This is a genomic window from Streptomyces sp. NP-1717, assembly GCF_022695985.1.
GTDB lineage: Bacteria > Actinomycetota > Actinomycetes > Streptomycetales > Streptomycetaceae > Streptomyces.
On the sequence record NZ_JAAPBF010000033.1, the window covers coordinates 19,708 to 39,010 of the forward strand.

At 72.6% G+C, this 19,303-nt stretch carries 20 protein-coding genes; 17 read left to right on the top strand and 3 right to left on the bottom strand.

What is annotated here, in order from left to right; all coding sequences use genetic code 11:
* The 17 genes from GXP76_RS10250 to GXP76_RS10330 all read left to right on the top strand — a co-directional run bounded on the left by GXP76_RS10250 (window position 1) and on the right by GXP76_RS10330 (window position 16,136).
* Window positions 1-207, top strand: coding sequence for an MbtH family protein (locus tag GXP76_RS10250; protein ID WP_147874551.1), 207 nt, complete (start codon window positions 1-3; stop codon window positions 205-207).
* A 235-nt stretch (window positions 208-442) separates the two neighbouring features.
* A complete protein-coding gene (locus GXP76_RS10255; protein ID WP_242571144.1) occupies window positions 443-901 on the top strand; it encodes a cobalamin B12-binding domain-containing protein in 459 nt (152 codons plus the stop codon).
* Entirely contained in the window at window positions 898-2,178 is a 1,281-nt protein-coding gene (locus GXP76_RS10260) for a methylaspartate mutase (RefSeq protein ID WP_242571145.1), read from the top strand. The genes GXP76_RS10255 and GXP76_RS10260 overlap by 4 nt, the downstream gene beginning before the upstream one ends.
* A 14-nt stretch (window positions 2,179-2,192) precedes the next feature.
* Window positions 2,193-3,209 (top strand): asparagine synthetase A, encoded by a 1,017-nt coding sequence (locus GXP76_RS10265; protein WP_242571146.1) that lies wholly within the window; start codon window positions 2,193-2,195, stop codon window positions 3,207-3,209.
* The gene (locus tag GXP76_RS10270) at window positions 3,206-4,576 is read left to right on the top strand and encodes a glutamate synthase-related protein (protein WP_242571147.1); all 1,371 of its coding nucleotides are present in this window, start codon (window positions 3,206-3,208) and stop codon (window positions 4,574-4,576) included. The genes GXP76_RS10265 and GXP76_RS10270 overlap by 4 nt, the downstream gene beginning before the upstream one ends.
* Window positions 4,573-5,502 carry a 3-oxoacyl-ACP synthase III family protein gene (locus GXP76_RS10275; protein WP_242571148.1) on the top strand — a complete coding sequence of 310 codons (930 nt, stop codon included), beginning with the start codon at window positions 4,573-4,575 and terminating at the stop codon, window positions 5,500-5,502. Before GXP76_RS10270 ends, GXP76_RS10275 begins: the two co-directional genes overlap by 4 nt.
* A 136-nt stretch (window positions 5,503-5,638) precedes the next feature.
* Window positions 5,639-7,045: an ATP-grasp domain-containing protein gene (locus GXP76_RS10280; RefSeq protein ID WP_242571149.1), complete on the top strand. Its 1,407-nt coding sequence runs from the start codon at window positions 5,639-5,641 to the stop codon at window positions 7,043-7,045.
* Window positions 7,038-8,336 carry a type III PLP-dependent enzyme gene (locus GXP76_RS10285; RefSeq protein WP_242571150.1) on the top strand — a complete coding sequence of 433 codons (1,299 nt, stop codon included), beginning with the start codon at window positions 7,038-7,040 and terminating at the stop codon, window positions 8,334-8,336. Before GXP76_RS10280 ends, GXP76_RS10285 begins: the two co-directional genes overlap by 8 nt.
* Before the next feature lie 149 nt (window positions 8,337-8,485).
* A complete protein-coding gene (locus GXP76_RS10290; RefSeq protein ID WP_242571151.1) occupies window positions 8,486-8,752 on the top strand; it encodes an acyl carrier protein in 267 nt (88 codons plus the stop codon).
* A gap of 3 nt (window positions 8,753-8,755) precedes the next feature.
* Window positions 8,756-9,688, top strand: a complete 933-nt coding sequence (locus tag GXP76_RS10295) for a hypothetical protein (RefSeq protein ID WP_242571152.1) — start codon at window positions 8,756-8,758, stop codon at window positions 9,686-9,688.
* Window positions 9,685-10,530: a hypothetical protein gene (locus tag GXP76_RS10300; RefSeq protein ID WP_242571153.1), complete on the top strand. Its 846-nt coding sequence runs from the start codon at window positions 9,685-9,687 to the stop codon at window positions 10,528-10,530. Before GXP76_RS10295 ends, GXP76_RS10300 begins: the two co-directional genes overlap by 4 nt.
* Window positions 10,527-11,699 (top strand): acyl-CoA dehydrogenase family protein, encoded by a 1,173-nt coding sequence (locus GXP76_RS10305; RefSeq protein ID WP_242571154.1) that lies wholly within the window; start codon window positions 10,527-10,529, stop codon window positions 11,697-11,699. The genes GXP76_RS10300 and GXP76_RS10305 overlap by 4 nt, the downstream gene beginning before the upstream one ends.
* Window positions 11,680-12,708, top strand: coding sequence for a 4'-phosphopantetheinyl transferase superfamily protein (locus tag GXP76_RS10310; RefSeq protein WP_242571155.1), 1,029 nt, complete (start codon window positions 11,680-11,682; stop codon window positions 12,706-12,708). The genes GXP76_RS10305 and GXP76_RS10310 overlap by 20 nt, the downstream gene beginning before the upstream one ends.
* A complete protein-coding gene (locus GXP76_RS10315; protein ID WP_242571156.1) occupies window positions 12,705-13,169 on the top strand; it encodes a hypothetical protein in 465 nt (154 codons plus the stop codon). Before GXP76_RS10310 ends, GXP76_RS10315 begins: the two co-directional genes overlap by 4 nt.
* Window positions 13,170-13,253: 84 nt before the next feature.
* Window positions 13,254-14,564 (top strand): MFS transporter, encoded by a 1,311-nt coding sequence (locus GXP76_RS10320; RefSeq protein ID WP_242571157.1) that lies wholly within the window; start codon window positions 13,254-13,256, stop codon window positions 14,562-14,564.
* A gap of 285 nt (window positions 14,565-14,849) precedes the next feature.
* Window positions 14,850-15,599 (top strand): SDR family oxidoreductase, encoded by a 750-nt coding sequence (locus GXP76_RS10325; RefSeq protein WP_242571158.1) that lies wholly within the window; start codon window positions 14,850-14,852, stop codon window positions 15,597-15,599.
* Window positions 15,600-15,749: 150 nt separating this feature from the next.
* Window positions 15,750-16,136 (top strand): SH3 domain-containing protein, encoded by a 387-nt coding sequence (locus GXP76_RS10330; protein ID WP_242571159.1) that lies wholly within the window; start codon window positions 15,750-15,752, stop codon window positions 16,134-16,136.
* A gap of 205 nt (window positions 16,137-16,341) precedes the next feature.
* Here the strand turns inward: GXP76_RS10330 and GXP76_RS10335 are convergent, their stop codons facing one another.
* The 3 genes from GXP76_RS10335 to GXP76_RS10345 form a co-directional block, all read right to left on the bottom strand.
* Window positions 16,342-17,262, bottom strand: coding sequence for a pentapeptide repeat-containing protein (locus tag GXP76_RS10335; protein ID WP_242571160.1), 921 nt, complete (start codon window positions 17,260-17,262; stop codon window positions 16,342-16,344).
* A gap of 239 nt (window positions 17,263-17,501) precedes the next feature.
* Window positions 17,502-18,785, bottom strand: coding sequence for an MFS transporter (locus GXP76_RS10340; RefSeq protein ID WP_242571161.1), 1,284 nt, complete (start codon window positions 18,783-18,785; stop codon window positions 17,502-17,504).
* Window positions 18,782-19,270 (bottom strand): MarR family winged helix-turn-helix transcriptional regulator, encoded by a 489-nt coding sequence (locus tag GXP76_RS10345; protein WP_242571162.1) that lies wholly within the window; start codon window positions 19,268-19,270, stop codon window positions 18,782-18,784. The genes GXP76_RS10340 and GXP76_RS10345 overlap by 4 nt, the downstream gene beginning before the upstream one ends.
* Window positions 19,271-19,303: the final 33 nt, after the last annotated feature.

Consider the following 19,303-nt stretch of genomic DNA (forward strand, 5'->3'; position numbering starts at 1 on the left):
ATGACCAATCCTTTCGACGACGACAACGCCACCTTCCTCGTTCTGGTGAATGACGAGGGCCAGCACTCCCTGTGGCCGGTATTCGCCGACGTACCTGCCGGCTGGGACATCGCACAAGGTGAGAGCAGCCGCCAGGAGTCCCTGGAGTACATCGAGAAGAACTGGACGGACATTCGCCCGAAAAGCCTGGTGGCGCAGTACACCTGATGTCCGGGTGAATTCGGCGGCCCGCCGTGCCTCTGTGCACGGCGGGCCGCCATTTTCGTTTTCCGGCCCGGTGCCGGCCGCCTGCGATTTCTCCGACTGCCCGCCTTACTGCCGCATCAACTTCCGTCCACGCCCTCTTCGGACTTCTATATTTCTGGTGCGGTACAAGGAAAGGCGCCGGTTCAGGAAAGTGTCCGCCGGAGCAGAGACCCATATATCTTTTCGGAGAGCTGCCATGGTGCTGTCGCAGAGCGGGCTCACGGTCCTGGTGACCAGTACCCGATCCGATTCGCACAACTGGAATCTGGTTTTCCTCCAGCTCCTCATCGAGGAGCTGGGGCATCGGGTGATCGGGCTCGGCCCCTGTGTGCCGGACGACCTGCTGATCGAGGAGTGCCGGGCGTCCCGTCCGGACCTGGTCGTGATGAGCAGTGTCAACGGCCACGGGTACCGCGACGGACTCGGTGCCATCGTCCGGCTGCGCCGGGAGCCCTCGCTCGCCACGCTGCCGGTCGTCATCGGCGGCAAGCTCGGCGTGACCGGCGCCACCGACACCGACGCCGCGCTCCGGCTGCTCGAAGCGGGATTCACCGCCGTCTTCGACGACGGGAACGTGGACGCCTTCCGGGAGTTCCTGGCACGGCTGCCGCGCCGCGAGCCGGCCACCGCGCGCCGGAACCGGGTGACGGCATGACGGGGACCGCGGCCCGGACCGCCGCTCCCGCACCCGTACTCCGCTCGCCCTTCGGCAGGTTCGTGGCCGAGTCGGCCGCGGCGGGCCGGCTGGTGGTCCAGCCCCGGATGGGCTTCAGCGACCTCCCCCGGATGCGTCTGGGCCTGGAGCGGACCAAGTCAGCCGCGGCCACCACCGTCGGCACCCTGACCATCGACAGCTACACCCGCCTGGGCGACCACGCGGCGGCCCGCCGGGCGCTGGACGAGGGGGCCCGCCTCAACGGCTACCCGATCGTCAGCCACTCCCGGGACACCACCCGCGCCCTGCTGGACGGGGTACGGGACGCGTCCTTCCCGGTCCAGGTGCGCCACGGCTCCTCACGGCCGCACCACATCATCCGGGCACTGGCCGACGCGGGAATCGACGCCACCGAGGGCGGCCCGGTCTCGTACTGCCTGCCCTACGGCCGTACCCCGCTGCGGGACTCGGTCCGGAACTGGGCGCGGGCCTGCGAACTGCTGGCCGCCACGGTGCCCGCCCCGCATCTGGAGAGCTTCGGCGGCTGCATGCTCGGCCAGCTCTGCCCGCCGAGTCTGCTGGTCGCCATCAGCCTGCTCGAAGCGGTGTTCTTCACCCGGCACGGCATCGGCAGCGTCTCCATGAGCTACGCCCAGCAGGCGCACCCGGCGCAGGACGAGGAGGCGGTCCTGGCGCTGCGCCGGCTGGCCGCCGAGTTCCTGCCGGCCGGGACGGACTGGCACATCGTCCTCTACACCTACATGGGCGTCTTCCCGGTCACGGCGCACGGTGCGCGGCGGCTGCTGGAGGAGTCCGCGCGGCTCGCGGTCCGCTCCGGGGCACGGCGCCTGATCGTCAAGACCGCGGCCGAGGCGCACCGGATCCCGACCGTCGACGAGAACGTCCGGTCGCTGGAGGCCGCTGCGCTCGCGGCGGCCGGCGCCGCCCCGCTTCCCGCGCGGCCGCATCCGCCCGAGAGCGGGATCCACGCGGAGGCACGGGCCTTCGTCACGGCGGTGCTCGGCCTCGGCGACGACCTCGGCCGGTCGCTGACCACAGCTTTCGAGCGCGGCCACCTGGACATCCCGTTCTGTCTGCACCCGGACAACGCCGGCCGGTCACGGAGCTTCGTCGACGCGGCGGGACTGCTGCGCTGGTCGTCGGTGGGATCGATGCCGATCCGGCCCGATCCCGGCCCCGGAGCGCGGACCGCCATGACCTCGGACCAGCTGATGTCCGCCCTGCACGGTGTCGCAAGGAGGTTCGACCACCCATGAGATCAGGAGAGCTGATGCCCCCCACGGAAGACGTCGGTACCACGATCGCGGACGGACGGCAGCCCGCCCCCCTGGGCGAGCACCTGCGCTCGCCGTCGCTCGGGGCCGCGATGCTCGTCCAGCAGGAAGCGCTGTACGCGGCGCGGGAGTTCCTGCGCTCGCGCGGCTTCGTCGAGCTGCTCCCGCCGCTCGTCGGACCGGTCACCGACCCCGGCGGGCGTGGCGCGAAGGCCCTGGACGTCGACTACTACGGCGAGCCGTACAAGCTCATGACGAGCGCGATCCTCTACAAGCAGGCGTCGCTGCGCGGCTTTCCGAAGCTGTTCTACATCGCGCCGAACCTCCGTGTGGAGCCTCCGGAGACCCGGCACACCGGGCGGCACCTGGTCGAGTTCCACCAGATCGACGTCGAGATGGCCGGGGCGTCGCGCGCCGACGTCATGGAGATCGCGGCGGGACTGCTGCGGCACGTCACCGCACGGGTGTGGGAGACGGTGCCCGGGGTCCTGTCCGGTCTGGGCCGCGACCCGCTGGCCTTCGCCGAGCTCCTCACGGGCAAGTTCGACGCCTGCACCCACGCGGAGGCGGTCGGCCGGCTGCGCGGCCACGGGCACACGCAGAGCGCCGACGCCGAGATCGACTGGACCGGTGAGGAGGCCCTGTCGCACGAGGCCGACCGGCCGTTCTTCATCACCGACTACCCCAAGGGTTCGCGCGGTTTCTACGACCGTGAGGACCCGGACCGCCCCGGTGTGCTGCGCAACTTCGACCTGATCGCACACGGCGGCTTCGGCGAACTGGTGAGCGGCAGCGAGCGCGAGTCCGACTACGCCACCGTCGTCACCCGGATGCGGGAGAGCGGCGAGAACCCCGCCAAGTACGAGTGGTACCTGGCCATGGCGCGTGAGGGCATCCCCGCGAGCGCCGGGTTCGGCATGGGGGTGCAGCGGCTGGTGCGCTTCCTCACCGGACTCGACGCGCTCTGGCAGGTCAGTGCCTACCCGAAGCTGCCGGGGGTGATCGCGCCGTGACGACACCGCGAACTCCCCTGACGGCGGGCGGTCTTCCGGTCGCGGCGATACGGGCCCGCGCCCGGCACGGCACCCGTGAGGTGTTCCCGCCCGTGGCGGCGTACGGAGCCGAGCTGTTCGGCGCGGGCGCGGGCGCGGACGCGGAGACCCCGCTGAGCCTTCCCGACGAGCTGGACCGGGCGCGGATCGTGCCGCCGGTCTTCATGCCACGGCGGCTGGAGAAGCTGATCGAGCTGGGCCGCGAACCGCTGGACGACGACGTCAGCCTGCGTACCGCCATCGGCGGTTTCGACTCGGCGCTGCCGGTCTACCTCTCCGCCTTCGGCTCCACCCGCGCCGGCAGCGGTGACCTCGGCATCGCGGCGAGCCGCCAGGCCGGGCGGCTCGGTATCCCCATGGTGATCGGGGAGAACATGGTCCCGGTGCACGGCTACCGCACCGGAGCCGGCCGCGCCGCGCCCTCCGCGATCACGGCGCGCATCCGCGCGTATCTCGACGAGTGCCCCGAGGGCACGGGCGGCGTGGTGGTGCAGCAGAGCACCGAGGACGCCGACTCGGAGGTCTGGAACCTCCTGTACAGCGACCCGGCGACCGAGCCGCTGCTGGAGTCGGGGCGGCTCGCCTTCGAGCTGAAGATCGGTCAGGGCGCCAAGCCGGGCCTCGGCGGCATGACCGTGGTGGACGAGGCGGACGCCGACCGGCTCGGCAGACGCTTCGCCGTACGGGACACGCTCGGCCCCGGCAGCCGGCTGCGGCTCGCGAGCCCCGGGACGTACACCGAGGAGATCGTGCGCCAGCAACTGCGCTTCATGCGCAACAACTTCCCCCGGGCCAGGGTGTGGGCGAAGTTCCATCCGGGCCGGGACATCGCGGACGCGGCGTCGACCGCCTGGCGGGCCGGCGCGGACGCGGTGACCGTCGACGGCGCCGAGGGCGGCACCGGCTGGGCGCCGCGCGTCTTCCTCGACCATGTCGGGCTGCCGCTGGCCGAGTGCCTGCGGCGCGTCGGACGCCCCGGCGGCTGCCTCCTGGTGACCGGCCGGATGTGGGAGGGCGGCCGGGTGGTACGGAGTCTGGCGCTGGGCGCCACGGCCGCGGGGCTGGGCCGCGCGGCACTCGTCGCGGTCGACGAGGACCCCGAGGACGGGCTCGTACGCCTGGTGGAGGCCCTGGCCCTGGAGAGCAGGCTGCTGATCAGCGCGCTGGGCAAGTACGCGACCGACGCGCTCGGCCCGGACGACCTGTGGTGGCCGGACCGCTCCCTCTCGTACGACACCGGCACCGACACCGCGGCGGCCGGGCCGCCCCTCGCGGAGACCGCCGGCACGACGGCCGCGACCGCGGACCGGATCGGAGGACGGGCATGACCGCCCTGCTGGACGTCGCGAGCCATCTGCCCGAACGACACGTCCCGATCGCCGACATCGGCGCGGACGTCGGGGCCGACGCGAGCCTCATGTGGACCTTCCGCAGGTTCTACGGACTGCGGACGGTGCTGCGCGCCCCCGGCCGGGATCTGCGCGCCACGCTGACCGCGGCCGTGGAGTCGCTGACCGGACTGCGGGGCAACGAGCACCGGGTCCGCTATGTGATCCATCCTCGTACGGTCTCGACCGTCGCCCCGGCCGGCGAGAACACCGTCGAGGGGCTGTGCGCCGAACTGGGGCTGACCCGGGCCGCCTCCTTCACGCTCACCCAGCACGGCTGCGCGACGGGGCTGTTCGCGGTGGACCTGGCCGGACGGCTGCTCGCCGCCGACGGCGACCCGGACGCCCTGGCGCTGGTACTCGCCGGGGAGAAGGCGTTCAGCCGCACCCTCCAGATCATCCCGGAGAGCACCGTCATGGGTGAGGGGACTGCGGCCTGTCTGGTCTCCGCGGACGGGGACGGCGACCGGCTGCTCGGCTTCGCGACCCGCACCCACGGCCGGTACAGCGAGGAGTTCCCCCCGTACCCGCTGGACCCGAGGTTCCTCAAGGAGCACAACGCCACCCTGGCGGCCGTGATGCGCGAAGCCGCCGAGGACGCCGGAGTCGGGCTCGACGACCTGGCGCTGGTCCTGCCGCACAACGTCAACCGGCTGTCGTGGCAGTGGACCTGCAAGCTCCTCGGCATCCCGCTCGACCGGGTCTTCCTGGACAACATCCCGGTGACCGGCCACTGCTTCACGGCCGATCCCTTCATCAACTACGTGCACGCCCGTGAGGCGGGCCGGCTCCGGCCGGGAGACCTCTACCTGATGGCCGCCGTCGGTCTGGGGGCGACCTTCTCGGCCGCCGTACTGCGCCACTGATCCGATCCCGGAAACCGGCCGTGCCCGTACGCGCTCGGCCTCGCGCCCTTGCCCGTACGTCCCTGCTTGCCCGTACGTCCCTGCTTGCCCGTCCGCTCCACCCGACCCGTCCGACACCGTGAGAAGGAAGAAGCCCATGCCACCGTCCCCCCGCCAGAACTTCCTCGACGGTGTGAAACACGCCTGCACCGGCGACCCGCGGACCCCGTTCGTCCTGCTCGGCAATTTCGAGGTGGAGGACGAGTGGGCCGTGGACGAGGTCGGACTCCCGTCGGTCGGGGGCAGTGCCTCCGCGGCGATCGTCAACCGCATGGACGAGTTCGCGCTGCTGCTCGCCGGCCGTGACGACTGCGTCGTACTGAAGGCGGCACCGGACCCCGGCTACCTCTCCTACCTGGAGGAACTGGGCCTGGAGCTGCCGGAGATCCTGGTCACCGACGCGCACGACCCCGCCCACAGCGTCAGCGTGGACGCCCTGCGCTCCCCGGTGCTGACCGCCGCGCTCGCCCGGCTCGCCGAACGCGGCGCGCACCTGCTGCCGCACGGCATGTCGGTACTGGAGGAGCGGCTGTGCGAACTGACCGGTCTGGCACCGGCGTTGCCGCCCGCCGCGCTGGTCAAGTCCGTCAACAGCAAGATCTACAGCCGCCGGGTCGCCGACGAGCTGGGGCTCCCGCAGGCCAGGGGCTGGAAGTGCGAGTCGGTCGACGAGTTCACGGCGGCGGCGGACGCGGCACGGGAGTCGCTGGCCGCCGGACGCCGGGTGGGGGTGAAGGACGCCTTCGGAGTCTCCGGCAAGGGAATCATGGTGGTGGAGGACGAGCGCAGGCTCGACCAGCTCGTCCGGATGGTCACCCGGGTCGCCCGGCGCACCGGCGACCCGCGCCTCGCAGTGGTCATCGAGGAGTGGGCGGACAAGGCCGTCGACCTCAACTACCACTTCACGGTGTATCGCGACGGCTCGGTCCGATTCGACTTCGTCAAGGAGGCGATCACCGAGAACGGGGTGCACAAGGGGCACCGCATCCCGGCCCGGATCTCCGCCGCGCACCGGGCCGAGATCGAGCGGTGCGCGGACCTGCTCGGCGCGCGGCTCGCCGCCGACGGGTTCCACGGTGTCGTGGGGGTGGACGCCATCGTCACGGGTGGCGGCGGTCTGCTGCCGGTGCTGGAGATCAACGCCCGTAACAACATGTCGACCTATCAGACCGCCCTCCAGGAGCGCTTCATGGGCCCCGGGGCCGTCGCGCTCGCGCGCCAGTACCCGGTGTCGCTGACCGGTGCGATGCCGTTCGGCGAACTCCGGGAGCGGCTCGGTGACCTGCTCTTCACCACCGCGTCCGGCCGCGGTCTGCTCGTCAACAACTTCGCGACGGTCAACGCCGCCGCGCCGGCCGGGACCGACAAGACCGACGGGACCGCGCCCGACTCCTACGGCGGCCGGCTGTACGGACTGCTCATCGCCCACTCCGAGGCCGAACTGGCCGAACTCGACGACGCCGTCGCGCTGCGCGTGCGGAAGGAGAGCCTCACCCATGTCTGAATCCGGTGCGACGCCCCAGGGGACGCGAGGGACCCACACCGTCCAGGGCCTGCCCATCACCGAGCTCGCCGAGCGGTTCGGGACCCCGCTGTACGTGTACGACGGCGATGTGATCGCCCGTCAGTACAACGGACTGCGCGATCTCCTGCACCCGTCGGTGGAGATGTTCTACTCCCTCAAGGCCAACCCCAACGTCAGTGTGTGCGCGCTGCTGCGGTCGCTCGGCGCGAGCGCCGAGGTCTCGTCGCTGACCGAGCTGATCACCGCGCAGCGGGCCGGTGTGCCGGCCGAGCGGATCATGTTCCTCGGCCCCGGCAAGAGCCGCGACGAACTCACCGCGTGCCTCAAGCAGGACATCACCGTCATCTGTGAGTCCTTCGGGGAACTGGCGGCGATCGACGAACTGGCGGCGGGACTCGGCGGTGTCGCGCGGGTGGTGCTGCGGGTCAATCCGAGCTTCGCCGTCAAGGGCGGCGGACTGACGATGGGCGGCAAGCCGCGCCAGTTCGGCATCGACGAGGAGGCGCTGACCGCCGTACCCGATCTGGCGGGCCAGCATCCCTCCGTACGTCTGGTCGGCTTCCAGGCGTACATGGGGACACGCTTCCTCGACGAGAACGTCATCGCCGAGAACTCGGCCCGGATCCTGGAACTCGCCGAGCGCCTCTCCGCGACGCTGGGCGTGCCGCTCGAAGTCGTCGACGTCGGTGGCGGTCTGGGCGTCGCGTACTTCCCCAAGGAGCGCGACCTCGATGTGCGCGTGCTGGCGGAAGGGCTCAACCCGGTGTTCGAGTCGTTCGCCGCGCGGCATCCGGAGACCCGCCTCGTCATGGAACTGGGGCGCTACCTCGTCGGCCACAGCGGGCTGTACGCGGCCGAGGTCCGGTACGTGAAGGAGTCGATGGGCGAACGGTTCGCCGTGGCCGACGGCGGAACCAACCACCACATGGCGGCCGTCGGGATCGGCTCGTTCGTCAAGCGCAACTTCCCGATGCGGCTGCTGAACCGGGCGGGCGCGGCCGAGGTCGCCCCGTGGAACGTGACCGGGCCGCTCTGCACGCCCAACGACACCATCGGCAAGGCCGTCGAACTCCCCGCCGATCTGCGCCCCGGAGACCTCGTGGGCGTGGAGCGCTCGGGGGCGTACGGGCCGACCGCGTCGCCGGTGCACTTCCTCAGCCACGGCTACCCGGCCGAGGTGCTGGTCCACCACGGCGAGGCCCGGCTGATCCACACCCGCGACGACGCCGAGAGCATGCTCGCGCCGCAGATCCTGCACGACTTCGGCTGAGGCGGTGCCGGGGCCCGCCCCGGCGCCCTCCTCCCGCGGTTCTTGATACGACCCGCAACCCGCAACCGCACGACGCGCACCACCCGCACCTGCGGGGACCGCACCGTCCGAACGCCCGTCCACCTCTCCTACAGAAGGCAGGAACCATCATGACCACCGTCGCCCAGGACACCGACCGCCGGCAGATCATCGACGCCGTCGTCGCCGCGCTCTCCGACGTGCTCCGCAAGGAACTGACCGACGTCACCGAGGAGACCCGCCTCTTCGACGACCTGAGCCTCGACTCCACCAGCGTGCTGGGTCTGCTGATGGCCCTGGAGGACGCCCTCGACATCGAGGTCGACCCCGAGAGCCTGGAGCAGAGCCACCTGGAGAGCGTCGGCGCCCTGGCCGGTTACATCGCCGAGAGCCGGTGACCCGTGCCGCCCACCCCGCCCCCGGGGACGCGGAGGAGTCCGGCCGCGCGTGACGGCGCGGCCGGACCGTCCATCGAACGCGTCATCCCCTTCGCCTTCACCGCCGCCGACTCCGGCGGCAACGACACCCGCCCCTACCGGGACCACGTGGAGTCGGTCTACGGCACCCTCCAGGATTTCTCCTGGCTGAAGGACGGCACGGCCGTCAGCTACCACGACATGGCACGGGTGATCGCCCGGGAGCTGGCCGCCGACCTCGTGGACGTCGACCTCGTCATCACCGTCGACGCGAGTCCCGACTGCCGGCACCAGAGCTTCCCCAGCTGTCTGCTGGCCGATCTGATGCCCGGCGACCCGATGCTGCTCGGCGTCTCCGAGCAGGGGGTCGCGGGCCCGTTCACCGCCCTGCGCATCGCCTACGACCGGCTGGCCGACGGGAGTTCGCGCCGGGCGCTGGTCCTGGTGATGGAGCAGAGCACACTGCCGCCCGACGACCGGGCGGTGAGGCCCGCGCGCGACGTGGCGGTGGCCCTGCTGCTCGGGCCGGACGGGGCGATACCGCTGGAGCGTCCGGTCGTCACCGTGGACGGCCGCAGGACGGCCGGCGGCCCGGAGCCGGCCGAGGACGGTCCCGACGGACCGTACGCCCCGTACGGTCCGTACGCCTCGCGCGCCGACGGCGTCATCGCCGGCGCCGGCCTCACCCGTCCGCTCCCGGACGCGGTCCTGGCGCGGGCGGAGCCCGGCCATCCGTGCGCCGGTGTCTGGCTGGCCCTGGCCGGGCTCCTCGAAGAGGCGGACGGTCCTGCCGGTGGACGGGTCCTGCTCGCCGACCGCGACCCCGTACTCCCCTACCACTGCGCCCTGTTGCTCACGCTGCCCGCCGGACGCACCCCGGCGCGGGTGGCACCGAGACGGAAGGAACTGGTGCCATGACCGTCACCACGACGCGTCCACCCGCAGGCGCCCCGGTCGCCGCCGCGCCGCCGGGCGGACCGGCACGCGACCGTGAGGAGGCGTACCGCGAGGCGGCGTACCGCGACGGGCCGGTGGCCGCGCTGCTCCTGCTGCACGGCGCGACCAGTCCCGGCGTCCTGCCGGCCGGTCCCGGCGGCCACGTGTTCGTGCCCCGGGAGATCGAGGCGACGTGCGACCGGCATCAGACGCTCCTCGGACCACGCCCACGCGGCGGCGGCACCGGCGAGCACCGACTGGGCCATGTCACGGTGTACGGGCGGGAGTTGACCGCCCTGCGGGTCGACGGCTCGGGCCCGCCCGCCGGGGAGCCGGACGGCTGGGCGACCGGTCTCGCCTGGCTGCGGCTCGGGCTGGCCGAGCGCCTGGTGGACCGGGTCACCGCGCATCTGGGCGGCCGTACGGTGCAGCGGACCGTCACTCTCAACCTGCCGCTGGTACGGGCGATGCTCGCCGACGCCGTCGCCGGGACCACCGAGTGCCGGGCGCTGCTCAAGGCCGCCCCGGCGCCGTACACCCTGCGGCGGGTGCACCGGAGCCTGGACGAGACCGGCCGCACATGTCTGCACCTGTTCGGCGCGGCGGGCTTCCTGGCCGCCGGGCCGGGCAGCGAGGTACGGGTCTCCGAGCTGCTCGCCGACACCTACGCGCCGGCGGCGGACGAGAGCGCGCCCCGTGACGGCGCCGCACCCACCTCCGGTGCGCCATCCGCCGACGGCGTCTCGTCCGCCGAGGGCGCAGCGCCCAACGGCCTTGAAGCACCGACCGGTTACCCACCCGCGACCGACCTGGAGCGGCCATGACCACCGACCCCGGATTCCTCGCCGGCCTGCGCGGGCTCGCCCGCGAACACGCCGCCCTGCTGCGGCCCACCGCGCTCGGACTCGACGCGGACCCGTCGCTCGGCCCCGCCCTGCTCGGCGGCGACCCGCGCTGGCTGCGGCTGACCGGGATGCCCGCCGCGTACAACCCGGACCCGCTGAGGGTCGGCGGACGCCCGGTGTACGTGGACCGCTGCGTGGAGCAGGTGGTCGTCATGGAGGAGCTGGCCCGTGTGGACGCGGCGGCGGTCCTGGCGCTGCCGGGTCCGTCGATGTCCGGCTTCGTCGTGGCCGACATCGCCGACGAGGAGCAGCGCGACCGCTACTACCAGCGGCTGGCCGACCGCCCCACCTGGACGTTCTTCGGGATGACGGAGCCCGCGCACGGCTCGGACCCGGCCAGTATGGAGACGGCCCTGCGACCGGCCGGCGACGGGCGGGAGGGGCTGCTCCTGAACGGCACCAAGCGGTTCGTCGGCAACGGCGCGCGCGCCGGTGTCGGTGTGGTGTTCGCCCGCCGTCACCCCGGCCCGCTGGGTGTGGTCGCGGTCCTGCTGGACACTGACCGGCCCGGTTTCACCGGGATTCCCCTGGAGACGCTGGGGCTGCGCGGTCTCCAGCTCAGCGAGCTGCGGATGAGCGACGTACCGGTGGCCGACGCGGACGTACTGGGACGCCACCGCCCGGCGACGCGGGGCGGGATGTGGGCGGCGGTCCGTACGTTCAACCGCTACCGCCCGGTCGTGGCGGCCTTCGCCCTCGGTGTCGCGCAGGGCGCCCACGACTACGTCGTCGCCAACCGGCGGCACCTGGGCACCGGGGACCGGGACCGGCTCGCCGACCTGGCGGACAGGCTCGCGGGTACCCGTGCCACGGTCATGGCGGCGGCCGAGTCCGCCGACCACGACCCGGGGGACGGGACACTCGCCTCGGCCGCCAAGATCAGGGCGACCGCGCTGGCGGAGGAGTCCACCCTCCTGGCGCTGCGGATGTTCGGCCCCGGCGCCCGCTGGGAGCATCCGCTCCTGGACAAGTGGGCGCGCGACGCGCGGGCCTTCGAGTTCATGGAGGGCACCAGCAACGTCCAGCGGCTGACTCTCGCCCAGGGACATCTGAACGGCAGGCTCGACGATGTCCGGCCGGCCGCCTGAGCCCGGGCGGCGGAGCGCCGCCCTCGCCGGCACCACGGCGACGGCCAGGGCGGTGCCGCTGCCGGTCGGCGCCGCTGCCGTCTTCCCCACCACGGGGGTCACCGCGCGGACGGTGGACGGGGCACGGCCCCGTGGCGCCTCGCCGCCCTGCTCCGCCTGCGGGGCCGTCCACCCGCCGGCTCCGGCCATTCCGGGCCCGCCGCCGGGCGCCGACGTGTGGCACATCGGGCTGGACGGCGGAGGGGACGCGCTCGGACCGGTCGCCTCCCTGCTCGACACCCGGGAACGGGACCGGGCCGCGCGTACCCGCGACCGGCCGTCGGCCGACCGGTACGTCCTGACGCACGGCGCGGTCAGGACGATCCTGGGCGGCTATCTGAGGATCGCCGGCTGCACGGTCCACTGGTCGGTGGGCAGACACGGAAAACCGGGGTTCGACGGCCCGCTGAGCCACTGGCAGTGGAGTCTGAGCCGGTCGGCGGAGCACGCGCTGCTCGCGGTCTGTCTGTCGGCGCCGGTCGGGGTGGACATCGAACGCGTCGACGACCGGACCCCTGCCGTCGCACTCGCGGCACGTTTCCTGCCGCCGGACGAGGCCGCCTGCGTCGCCGCACAGGAGACCCCGCACGCGGCGCGCGTCGCCTACCACCGGCTGCTGTCGCGCAAGGAGGCCTGTGTGAAGGCGAGCGGCGGGCGGCTGCTCGACGGACTGCGGCTGAACGTGCTGACGCCCGGCACGGTGCACGGCACGGGCGTCATGGCCGGCAAACGGTGGCAGCTGCGCGACCTGTCCGCGCCCCCGGGGTTCGTCGCGACGCTGGCCGTCCTCGACGACGAGGTGCGCGGACTGCGGCTCTTCGACTGGGGCCGGCGCGCACCCGGTCCCGAGCCGGGAAACTTCCGCCCGCCTGCCCCGCCAAGCGCCGCCGGCCAGGCGCCCCGTTCCCTACCGTTCGAATTCCAGCGGCCGCCCGCAGAGCCGGGGCCGCGAGGGGAGTGCTCACGATGAACGCCCATCGGTCCGTACGCCCGCCGTCCCGTACGGCGCGTGGCACCGCCACACGCGCGGCCGCCGCCCGCCGCCCGCGCGCCGGGGAGGACCGGCGTGGCGCTGTCTGCCCGCTCGAACCGGGGCGGGAGCCCGCCGCGTACTCCGTGCGGGTGCGCTTCACGCCCTCCGAGATCCCGGGGCTGACCTCCGGGCCGGTCCACCGCGGTACGGCGATCCGCGCCGCGGGCCTGGCGCTCGCGGCCCACGGCCGCGGCTATCTCGGCGGTCATCTGGAGATCACCTCGGACGCGCCCGCGCGGCTGGGGCGGATCCCCGCCGCGAGTGAACGGCTGGCGACGGTCCGGGCCGTGGAGGACGCGCTGCGCGGGGGCTCCGGCACCGTACGGCTGCCGCTGCCCGGGCCCTGGCCGGGCGTCACCGGCGGCCGGGCGGCGGCGGGCACGCCCCGTTCCGACTGATCCTCGTCCGCACTCCCCGAATCCGAACCCGCGATCGTCATTCGATCTCGCTGATCCTCATCCGATCTCCCGAAGGACAGACCCATGGCTACGACGGACGTATCAGAGGCATCCGGCACCGGCGGCGGGCCGCCGATCCAGTGGAAGAGGATCAACGCCCTGGTCGTCGGGCAGGGCGCCTCGATGGGCGGTGACTTCATCCTGCTGATCGCCATGGGCTGGACGGCGATCCAGCTGGGGGGCGCGGGCGCGGTCACCACGCTGATGCTCGCCGCGACGATCCCGCGGGCGCTGATGCTGATCTTCGGCGGGGCGGTCGCCGACAGGTTCGGCCCCCGGCACGTACTGCTGCGCACGACCAGCGCCCGGCTGGTGCTTCTGGCGGTCGGCACCGTGGTGGTCCATTCCTCCCAGTCGCTCACCCCGCTCGTCGTGATCAGTCTTCTGGACGGGCTGCTGTTCGGACTGGCGAGTCCGTCGGCGGGCTCGGTGATCCCGCATCTGGCCACCCACGACCAGCTCCCCCGGGCCAACTCCCTGTACGCCATGGTCACCCGGGTCGCCCCGATCATCGGCTCGCCGCTCGGCGCGTGGATGGTCGCCGCCGGCGAACTGTGGCCGGCGCTGCTGGTGGCGACCGTCACCTGCGCGATCTCGCTGGGCACACTCTTCGTCGTCACGAAGGGGATGGAGCCGCCGGAGCGCACGCCCGGCCGGAGTCTGGTGCGGTCGTCGGGCGACGGGCTGCGGCTGCTGGTGTCGCACCCCAGGCTGCGCTGGACCTTCGTCGCCGCGCTCTGCCTGGACATGGCGTTCGGCTGGCCGATCGACGTGGCGCTGCCGCTGCTCGTCCAGGAGAACGGCTGGGGCGTGCACGCCATCGGCGTGATCATCGCGGCGTTCAGCACGGGTGCGCTGGTCTCCAGCGCGCTGGGCGCGTTCCTCGCGCACCGCATACCGCTGGTGGTGCGGTTCGTGGTGAGCGGCGTGGGAATCGCCGTCGGCATCCTGCTGATGGCGCTGATGCCGTCGGTCCTGACGATCGCCGTGACGGGTGCCGCGGTCGGCCTGATGACGGGTCTGAACGGACCGGCCATCGTGACGGTCTATCAGCAGGCGGCTCCCAAGGACCGGATGGGGTCGGCGCTGGCCACCCTGACGCTGGCCAGTATCGGAGTGGGCCCGATCTCGATCGCGCTGTTCGGCGGCCTGTCGCTCGCGATCGGCCTCAAGCTCACCTGGCTGGTGTGCGGCACGGTGGCCCTGGTGGGGCCGGTCGCCGCGCTACTGGCGCTGCGCCACCCGGTCCGGGAGCCGGCCGAGGAGGAGCCCGTACGGTCGGCGGAGGCCGAACTGCCGCACCCGCGCGAGAAGGTGGCGTCGCCGGTCGTCTGACCCCCTCGCCGCCGGGCGCACCGGCGCGCCGACGCCCGACGATGTGGAGCTGAACCTCGGCAGCCTGCCGCCGAGGCGACGGCTGCCCCGTGGACGCGGTTCCAGGTGGTCGTGGGCAGCCGTGCGAGGTACGTTCGAAGGGGCTGGGGGCGCCGCCGCGGGCCGTCACCACCGGGAAGGGCGCCGCTGCGACCTGCCGCCACCGGGGCCGGGCAGCGCGCGCCGGGTGCTCATCGCGCTCCGTCACCTCGCTCATCGCGACCCCACACGTCATGGGAGGCACTGATGACGGGCAACAAGCCGAACCAGCACCAGGAGTTGGCCGACCAGACCGTCGTGGTGATAGGCGCGAGTTCGGGAATCGGGCTCGAAACCGCTCGTCAAGTCCGCGCGGGCGGCGGCCAGGTCGTCATGGTCGGACGGGATCAGCGGCGACTGGAACGAGCTGCGGCGGAGATCCAGCCGCTGAGCACCATGTCGCTCGACGCGACCGACACCGACCGTCTCGAACAGTTCTTCAGCGAACTGCCCGGCCCGGTCGACCACGTCATATCGACGGCCGGCGGACCGTCGTACGCGCCCCTGTCGGAGATGGACCTGGCGCGGACCAGCCGGCACTTCGGCGAACGCCTCGCCATGACGCTCGGGACGGCCAAGTACAGCCGGGGCAGGGTCCGGGACGCGGGAACACTGCTGTTCATCGGTGGCACCGGCGCCCGGCGTCCCGCCAAGGGGATGACGGTCACCTCGGCGCTGACGGCGGCGCTCCCGGCCATCACGGCGAGCCTGGCACTCGAACTCGCCCCGATCCGGGTGAACCTCATCGCCGCCGGATTCGTCGACACACCGTTGTCGGCCTCGCTCCTGGGTGATGAGCTCGAAGCGAGGCGAGAGGAACTCCGCGCCTCGCTCCCCATCCGACGGGTCGTCGGCCCGCAGGACGTGGCCGCGCTCGCCGTGCACATCATGCGCAACGAGGCGCTGACGGGCGCGACGTACGACATCGACGGCGGCCAGCAGCTCCTGTCGCACTGACTCGGCCGCGGCCCCCGGTCCGCGCGCCCATCCGGGTGGGACTCGGCGTTTCCTGCGCGGGAACAAGGCCCCGCCGCGCCTCACCTGTGCCATGAAGGTGTCGCAACCGGGGAGTCCCCGGATGCTCACCGACAAAACGAGGACATCGCCATGAGCGCATCGCACACCGGGCACGGGATCGTCTCCGTGCTCGCCGGGGTCCTGCTGGCCGGCACCGCACTCGCCGCCCCCGCCGTCGCCGCCGACCACCCGGCGGGCACCGGACCGGCCTCCTACACCGCGCAGACCGACCAGGCCGCCGCGGCCGTCGTCTACAGGGGCCGGGTCATCGCCCACCCGGCGCTCAACGTACGCAAGACCCCGAACACGAAGTACAAGCCGATCCGCTCGATCCCGTACGGCACCGTCGTCGACATCAAGTGCAAGACCAACGGCGAGGTCGTGGACGGCAATCCCCGCTGGTACCTGCTGAAGAACGGCGGCTGGGTCTCCGCCCGCTATGTCGAGAACATCAACGGCATCCCCCCGTGGTGCTGAACCTGACCCACTGACCGCCGCCCCGGCATCCGGCCGGGCCCGGCGGTCGAAACGGGGACCACGAGGACGACGCCGCACCCTCCGGAGCCACGCGGCCCCCACCGACCAGAACAACGCCCGGCCGGCCCGAAGCACTCCATACGGTCCCGCCTTACGAGACCCCGGCCGGGCGCGTTCCCTCTCCGGCGCCGGCACGGGGCCGGGGTCACGAGAGCGAGGCGGGGAGCCGGGTCTTGCCGTCGACGCGTGCCGAGTTCAGTTGTTCCTTCGTCAGATGCCGCGCGCCGCGCAGGTCCGCGCCCGCCAGATTCGCCCCCGACAAGTTCGTGTCCAGTAGCGCGACGCCATCCAGGTCCACGTCCTTGAGGTCCGCGCCGGACAAGTCCGCACCGGACAGGACCGCGTCGGACAACTCGGCGGCGAAGAGTTCCGCGCCGGAGAGATCCGCGTCGAACATCTGGGCACGGGACAGGTTCACACCGAAGAGGTTCGTGTCGGACAGGTCCGCCTCGGACAGATTCGCGTAGTGCAGATCGGCGTTGCCCAGGTCCGCCTGGCGCAGGTCCGCGTGGAGAACGCTCGCACCGTTCAGGTTCGCGCCGCTGAGATCCGCCCCGCTCAGGTCGGCGTTGTCCAGGATCGAGTGGTTCAGGTCGACGGCACGCAGATCGGCACCGGCCAGCGCCGCCCCTGGTGCCCCGTGCACGGGGGCGAGTTCGACCTGTTGGAGCCTGGCACCGCGCAGGTCCAGGCGGAAGCCGGCGTCGTGGGCCGTCTCGCGCGTGGTCAGGACGATGAGAGCGGCATGGATGTCCTCCGGGACGCTCCTGTACTTCGCCGGGGGCTTGACCGCGTGGGTACGGACGTAGGTGGCGAGGACGTTGGCGATGGTGGACTGGTCACGGGTGGAGTCCTGCATGATCCGCTGCAAGGCGTAGATGCCGCCCAACCGTATGTCCATCTTGTCCTCGCCGAGGTTCCCCACCGCCGCGGTGTACCGGTCGGTTATCTGCCCCTCCTTCGCCAGCGCCCTGTCGTCCCGCGCCTGCTGGTTCGCCTGCCGCGTCTGGACGCTGGAGTACCAGAGACCGGCCACCGCCACGAGCGACGCGAGCAGGACCGACACCAGTTCGATCCGCCGCGCCCAGTCGAGCCCTCCCTGAGGCGCGGTGGCGGCCCCCGGCCTCCCTGCGGGCCGCCGGGGAGCGGGCCGGGGGGTGCGGCGGCGTAATCGCGGGCGACGGACAGGCGTAGGAGACATACCTGTATTCGACCGCGAACGTCCGCCTCTCCGCAGGGAATTGACCCGAAATCTCCCCGGGCGCGAGCGTCGCGGCGCCGGCTCCCGCGACGGCGCCCAGGAATCTAACCGGCGGCCGCCGCCTCGGCGACCCCGGGGGCGATCGGCTGCGCGACGGCAGGGGGCGTCCGGTAGGCGCGGAGGGAGGGGTTCGTCGCGGCCACGACGGCGATCGCCAGGACGGCGGACAGTCCACCGGCGACCAGGGAGAAGGAGGCGGAGGTCGCCGACGCCACAAGTCCACCGCGGAGGTTGCCGAGTTCGGGGCCCGCGACGCCGATGACGTGTTCCACGGAGGAAACCCGCCCCCGGTAGGCGTCCGGGGTCTCCAGTTGGACCAGGGCGTTGCGGGTGACGACCGACACGGAGTCCGCGGCGCCGGCCACGGCCAGAGCGCCGAGCGCCAGCCACAGCGGCCCGGCCAGCCCGAACACGGCCAGCGCCAGGCCCCAGACGCCGGCGGCGGTCAGCTGTACGAGTCCGGCACGGGACAGGCGCGTCACCGTGCCGGAGAGCAGGCCGGCGGCGATTCCCCCCACCGCGACGGCCGAGAGGAACAGGCCGAGGGTCTGCGGATCGCCGCCGAAGCGGTTCTCGTTGACCAGCGGGAAGAGCGCGACCGGCATGGCGAGCAGCGTCGCGGAGAGGTCGGTGGCCATCGTTCCCCACAGCGTCGGGCGGCGCAGGACGATCCGCCAGCCGCCGCGCTGAGGGCGGCGTCCGGTGCCCGAGGCGTCGGTGCGCCCGGGTTTCATGGCGGGGAGGCGGAAGACCGTGAGCATCGAGACCGCGACGGTCACGCCCTGCACGGCGTAGGCGGCGGGGAAACCCCAGCGGGCGATGACGAGCCCGGCCATCGCGGGGCCGGCCAGCATCGCCGCCTGGAAGGAGACGTTGGTCAGCGCGAGCCCGGCCGCGACCTGGTCGGCCGGCAGCAACCGGACCGGGAGGGTACGCCGGGCAGGAGCGCCGAGCGCGCCGCAGGCGCTCTGCAGGGCGACCAGGGCGAGCAGCAGGAGTACGTCCCGGTTGTCCGCCAGCGCCTGGGCGAACAGGGCTCCGGCGGCCAGCAGTTGGCCTGCGGTGGAGACCCGCACCAGCGCGATCCGGTCGACGGTGTCGGCCAGCGTGCCGCCGAGCAGCCCGAACAGCACCATCGGCAGGCCGGTCGCGAGTCCGATCGCGCCGGTGCCCACCGGGCTGCCGGTCAGGTCCCAGACCTGGGCCAGCACTGCCACAGTCGCTGTCTGCGCGCCGAGTTGGGAGGCCAGGGTGCCGATCCACAGGTCGCGAAACGGCCGGCTGTCGCGCAGGGGGCGGGTGTCGAGGAACCGGACACGGCACCTCATCGCGGTGGCTCGACCAGGCGGGCGAGGATCCGCTGCCGAATCGACCGGTGCGCCAGTGCCCGCCGCAGGTCCTCGACAACGGCGGTCAGCGCGTACGGGATCTCGCCGTCCAGTTCGGCGACCGTCGCGTGGGTGGCGCGCCACTCGGCCTCCAGGAACGGGATGAGCGACCGCCCGCGCTCGGTCAGTCCGATCCGCCGGGTACGGCCGTCGGTCCCCGGCTCGGAGGTGACCAGATCCTCCCCGCGCATGGCGTTGACGGTCTGGCTGATGGCGGAGTGCGAGCGGTTCAGGGACTCGGCGAGCTCGCGGATGGTCAGCGGTCCGGTGTGGGCGAGCCGGATCAGCGGATAGGCGAAGCGTGGCCGTACCCCCTTGATGCCACGCTCGGTGTAGACCTGTTCGATCTCGGCGTCCATGGTCGCCAGAAGCTCGTGCAGGGAGTGCCAGGGGTCGGGTAGGACGGTAGGGTCCGAAGATGTCACAGCGCTAATATAACAGCGCTACGACAATGGAAG